Origin of the sequence: Propionivibrio sp., assembly GCF_016790145.1 — a bacterium.
Lineage (GTDB): Bacteria > Pseudomonadota > Gammaproteobacteria > Burkholderiales > Rhodocyclaceae > Propionivibrio.
In genome coordinates this window covers 1-4,856 of the sequence record NZ_JAEUOI010000173.1, presented here as the reverse complement: position 1 = coordinate 4,856, position 4,856 = coordinate 1, and the positions used below count along the sequence as shown (strand labels likewise).

Genomic DNA, 4,856 nt, shown 5'->3' with positions numbered 1-4,856 from the left:
GCGTCGATCGCCTGATGATTATCCAGTCGTCGCGTGTGCGCCAGGATTCTCTCCAGCTCGGCCAGATGCTGGTCGAGCAGCAGTTTTTGCGGGTCGTGAATCACCAGCCCGTTTTCCAGATCGAGCCGCCAGGCGCGCGGGTTGAGATTGTTGCCGGTCAACAAGGCGTAGTTATCATCGACCAGCAGACCCTTGAGATGAAAGGTGTTGTCTTCGTCGCGCCACAGATGCACGTTGAGCAGACCGGCGTCGATGGCCCTCTGGTGCGCCTTGCAGTAGCGGCGCAGGTTGGATTCGTAAAGGTAGGGCAGTGCGCCGATGGTCTTGAAGGGCTCATCGGGCGGGATGTAAAAATCGTTGGCCGTCTTGTCGCCGAGCACGATGGTCACACGGCATCCGGAGCGGATCTTGCTGTCGAGGGCTCTGCGGACCGGTCCGGGGAGGTTGAAGTAGGGGGTGAACAGCACCAGGCGCTGTTGTGCTTGCAGGATCAACTGCAGGATCGTCAGATTGAGTTCGTTGTCGCGAACGCCGAGGCCGAGCAGCGGCGTGATGCCGACCTCGCCCTGTTTGAGCTTTCCGTGCGCGAAGTGATAGCGGGTTTTGGCCAGCAGACGGCGTAATTTGACGATGGCACCCAGCAGGGCAACGGTTTTTGGGGCCTTGCCGGAGTCGAGAGGATGCACCGCCGGGTTGCCGCGCAAGACCCCGGTCAGCAGATCGGCCATGCTGTCAGCGAGTGTACGGTTATGGATCAGATGGTAGCGATCCAGGCGATAGCGCTGTTGCCGATGCAGATAAACGTCGTTGAGGCTGGCGCCGCTGTAGAGAACGTACTCGTCAATGATAAAACCCTTGAGATGCATGACTCCCATGAATTCCCGCCGCTGCACCGGGACGCCATAGATCGCGATGCCCGGCCCGAGCCGGCGCGCCATGTCCTTGTACAATGCCGCGTTGCCGGCGGATCGGGTCTTGCCGATGAGGCCGCGCTGTGCCCGGTGCCAGTCGACAAAGACGGCAATCTCCAGTTGCGGCTGCGCTTTCTTCGCCGCGTAGAGGGCGGACAGCACTTCCCTGCCCGCCTCGTCATCCTGCAGGTACAGCGTGGCCATCAGAATGCGCTGTCTGGCCAGAGCGATCTGCGCCAGCAGGGTTTCACGAAACGCTTCCGGGCTGCTTAGCGCCTGTACCTGTTTTGCGGCTACCGGGATACAAGGCAGGCCGTCCAGCGAAGGTCCGCCGTTGGCGCGTTCACGCCAGCGTTGCCACGCCGAAGCGAAGCCGGACGTCCTGGGAAGGTTGGCCTGGGATTGTTTCACAGCTCGGCATTATACCGGCAGACGCAAAATGACAATCCAAAGTCATTCCGGCGAACGCCGGAATCCAGATACGTCCATCTGATCAAGATGTTAAAAGAACGGTTTGATAAACGAACTGGATTCCAGGTCAAGCCCGGAATGACGAGTTAGCGCCAGAACAAATTTACCGTGCGCTTTTGCCCGGTTAGTATTGTCGTACCCCGGTTTTTGACCTATCCTCTCTGACCCGTCCAATTACAGGAGTTTTTCCGAATGCCTCGCCAACTGTTCACATTAGTTCGTCCGGCGCGGGTGGATAAAGGCTATCCACCGCTCGTTTTTGTGCACGGCGGCTATACACATTCCGGGTGCTGGGATGTCAACTTTCTGCCCTTCTTTCAGAAGCGCGGTTACAACTGTCACGCAGTCGATCTGTCGGGGCACGGCAAGAGCGAGGGAATTGAAGACCTGAACAGTTTCGGGATCGACGATTACGCTGACGATGTCGGGCAGGTCGTTGCCGGCCTGAGTAGTGCGCCGGTGTTGATCGGGCATTCGATGGGGGGAATCGTGGTGCAGCGCTATCTCGAAAAATCGCTGGCAAAGGGGGTGGTGATGCTGGCGCCGGTGCCGCCGACCGGTCTCGCGGCATCAGGCGTGCAACTGGCGGTTCGCATCCCTGATTTTATTGATGAAGCCGAACGCGCCGTGCGCGGCGAATATACCGACAACACGATCCGGGTGATGCGCGAGGCGTATTTCTCGCCGGACGTTAGCCCCGAGGAATTTGCCCATATATTTTCCGTTTTTCATCCCATGGTGCAGGAAGAGTCGATGCGCGCGCTAACCGAAATGATGGCGCTGGCCTTGCGCATGCCCGTCAAGCGACCACGAATTCCCGCGCTGGTCATCGGCGGCGAGCACGATGCGATGTTTGCGGCCAACCGGCTGTACATGACGGCCAGCGGCTGGAATGCCGAAACCTGCGTTATCCCGCGTTCAGGACACATGCTGATGCTCGACCCGCAGTGGGAAAGTGTTGCGCAGAAGATCGACGGGTGGATCGGTTCCAAGGTCATGACCGGCGTTGCAGCCTGAGCCCGTGCGTGGCAATCAAGCGATCAGGCCTGCTGACGCGGGCTGATCTTCAGTACCACCAGGCCGAACAGCAAACCCCAGAAAGCGCTGCCGATACCGACCAGGGTCAGACCCGAGGCAGTGACCAGGAAGGTGATCAGCGCCGCATCGCGTTCCCCTTCTTCGCGCCGTGCGCCGTGCAGACTGTTGCCGATCGTTCCAAGCAGCGCGATTCCGGCAATGGCCGCCACCAGTTCCTTCGGTAACGCGCTGAATACGCTGGCCACGGTCGCGCCGAGCACTCCGGTCATCAGGTAGAAAATTCCGGCCCAGACCGCCGCAAGATATCGGCGTTGCGGATCCCTGTCGGCCTCCGGGCTCATGCAGATCGCCGCCGTGATGGCCGCCAGATTGAATGAAAATCCACCAAAGGGCGCCAGCAACAAACCGGTAAACCCGGTCCAGCCGATCAGCGGCGAGGCTGGCGTCTGGTATCCGTTGGCGCGCAGGACAGCGATTCCCGGAACATTCTGCGACGCCATGGTGACGATGAACAGGGGAATCCCGATGCCAAAGGCCGTCGACAGGGTGATTGTCGGTGCGGTAAAAATCGGCTGCGCCAGCGTCAGCGACACGGCCTCGAAGCGGATCAGACCAGCCTGCGCCGCCCACGCCAGCCCGCCCATAAAAGTCAGCGGAATCGTATAGCGGGAATTGAAGCGTCGGCCGGCGAAGTAAATCGCGAGCATCAAAGCGACCAGCCCGAGCTGGGAACGCAGGGCGACGAATACCTCAATGCCGAAGCGCAGCAATACCCCCGCCAGCATGGCTGCGGCCAGCGCCTTGGGAACATGTTTCATGATCGATTCGACCCAGCCGCTGACGCCGCAGAGCGTGAGCAAAGCCGAAGCGAAGAGAAAGACGCCAATGGCCTCGCTCATCGGAATTCCCGGCAGTGCCGTAGCCAGCAGCGCCGCACCCGGCGTTGACCAGGCGGTTAAAACCGGGCTGCGATAAAACAGCGAGAGGCCAATGCAGGTCACGCCCATGCCCAGACCCAGGGCCAACAACCAGGAACTGATGTGCGCGGCACTGGCGCCGGCCGCGGTGGCGGCCTGAAAAACAATCGCCGCAGAACTCGTGTAGCCGACCAGAACCGCGATGAAACCGGCGGAAAGCGGTGCAAGACTGAAAAACCGACCCATGTCTGACTCGTGTGTTGTAATTTGATGAGGAGCGCTCAAGCGCACGCATCGTAACACCCGCCAACGCATCGAGTTAAGCGTGACGCACACAAAGCCTGTGGTCCGCGACCCGTGCTATTCATCGTCAATTTTTGATCAGGATCAGAAATGGATCGTCGCTGCCTTGCTACAATGAACCGTTCTACCCAGGGTTTATCAAACTCGCGCCGGCTGAACGGGACTTCAACGTGATCAATGACAACAGAGCAGAGCCGTTCATCGCCGATACCCTGCAGCGGCCTCTGCGCGACCTGCGCATATCGGTCACCGACCGCTGCAATCTGCGTTGTAGCTACTGCATGCCGCGCGAAATTTTCGGCAAGGATTTTGTTTTTCTGCCGCGCGCCGAGTTGCTCAGCTTTGAAGAGATCGTGCGACTCGCCGGCGTTTTTGTGCAACTCGGTGTGCATAAGATTCGTCTGACCGGCGGCGAGCCGCTGCTGCGACACGGCGTCGAACACCTGGTCGGGGCGCTGGCCGGGCTGCGCAGCAGGGAAAACCAGCCCATCGAAATTGCCCTGACCACCAATGGACTGCTCCTGTCCCGGAAGGCACAGGCCTTGAAGGAGGCGGGTCTGACGCGTCTGACCGTCAGTCTCGATGGCCTGAGCGAGGAAACCTTTCAGCGCATGAGCGATTCGCAGGCCTCGGTAGCCACCGTACTCGAAGGTATCGCGGCAGCGCAGCGCGTCGGGCTGACCCCGATCAAGGTCAATATGGTGGTCAAACGCGGGGTGAATGAGCACGAAATCATCCCGCTGGTCAGCCACTTTCGCAACACGGGCATTATTTTGCGCTTCATCGAATTCATGGATGTCGGTTCGAGCAATGGCTGGCGCATGGACGATGTGGTGACGGCGAACGAAATACTGGAAACGATCAAGCCCCTCTATCCTCTGCAAGCAATTGACCCCAATTACCGCGGCGAAGTGGCAAAGCGCTGGTCATTCGCCGATGGAGGCGGCGAGATCGGTGTGATCGCCTCGGTGACGCAGGCCTTCTGTCATGAATGCAGCCGGATCAGACTATCCACCGACGGCAAGCTTTATACCTGCCTGTTTGCCTCGGAGGGCGTCGATCTGCGCGACCCGCTGCGGCACAACGCTAACGATGAAGCCCTGAGCCGCCTGATCGCCTATACATGGGAACAGCGTGCCGACCGCTACTCGCAATTGCGCCATGCGGCAACAGAAGATCCACGGCGTAAGATTGAGATGTCGTACATTGGGGGGTG

At 59.7% G+C, this 4,856-nt stretch carries 4 protein-coding genes; 2 read left to right on the top strand and 2 right to left on the bottom strand.

The window, feature by feature from the left end:
- A partial coding sequence (gene pssA, locus JNM42_RS14245) for a CDP-diacylglycerol--serine O-phosphatidyltransferase (RefSeq protein ID WP_294271356.1) occupies positions 1-1,322 on the bottom strand: 1,322 nt, incomplete at its 3' end.
- A gap of 252 nt (positions 1,323-1,574) precedes the next feature.
- Between pssA and JNM42_RS14240 the strand changes: the two genes are divergently transcribed.
- Positions 1,575-2,399, top strand: coding sequence for an alpha/beta hydrolase (locus JNM42_RS14240; RefSeq protein WP_294271350.1), 825 nt, complete (start codon positions 1,575-1,577; stop codon positions 2,397-2,399).
- Between the two features lie 23 nt (positions 2,400-2,422).
- Here the strand turns inward: JNM42_RS14240 and JNM42_RS14235 are convergent, their stop codons facing one another.
- The gene (locus tag JNM42_RS14235) at positions 2,423-3,583 is read right to left on the bottom strand and encodes a benzoate/H(+) symporter BenE family transporter (protein ID WP_294271345.1); all 1,161 of its coding nucleotides are present in this window, start codon (positions 3,581-3,583) and stop codon (positions 2,423-2,425) included.
- Positions 3,584-3,840: 257 nt separating this feature from the next.
- On the opposite strand from JNM42_RS14235, the gene moaA reads away from it, so the two are divergent.
- A partial coding sequence (moaA, locus tag JNM42_RS14230; RefSeq protein WP_366504453.1) for a GTP 3',8-cyclase MoaA occupies positions 3,841-4,856 on the top strand: 1,016 nt, incomplete at its 3' end.

What these genes read in the sequence shown, in the direction of transcription:
- JNM42_RS14240 (WP_294271350.1), top strand. Translation starts at nt 1,575, where the DNA reads ATGCCTCGCCAACTGTTCACATTAGTTCGTCCGGCGCGGGTGGATAAA.
- JNM42_RS14235 (WP_294271345.1), bottom strand. Translation starts at nt 3,583, where the DNA reads ATGGGTCGGTTTTTCAGTCTTGCACCGCTTTCCGCCGGTTTCATCGCG.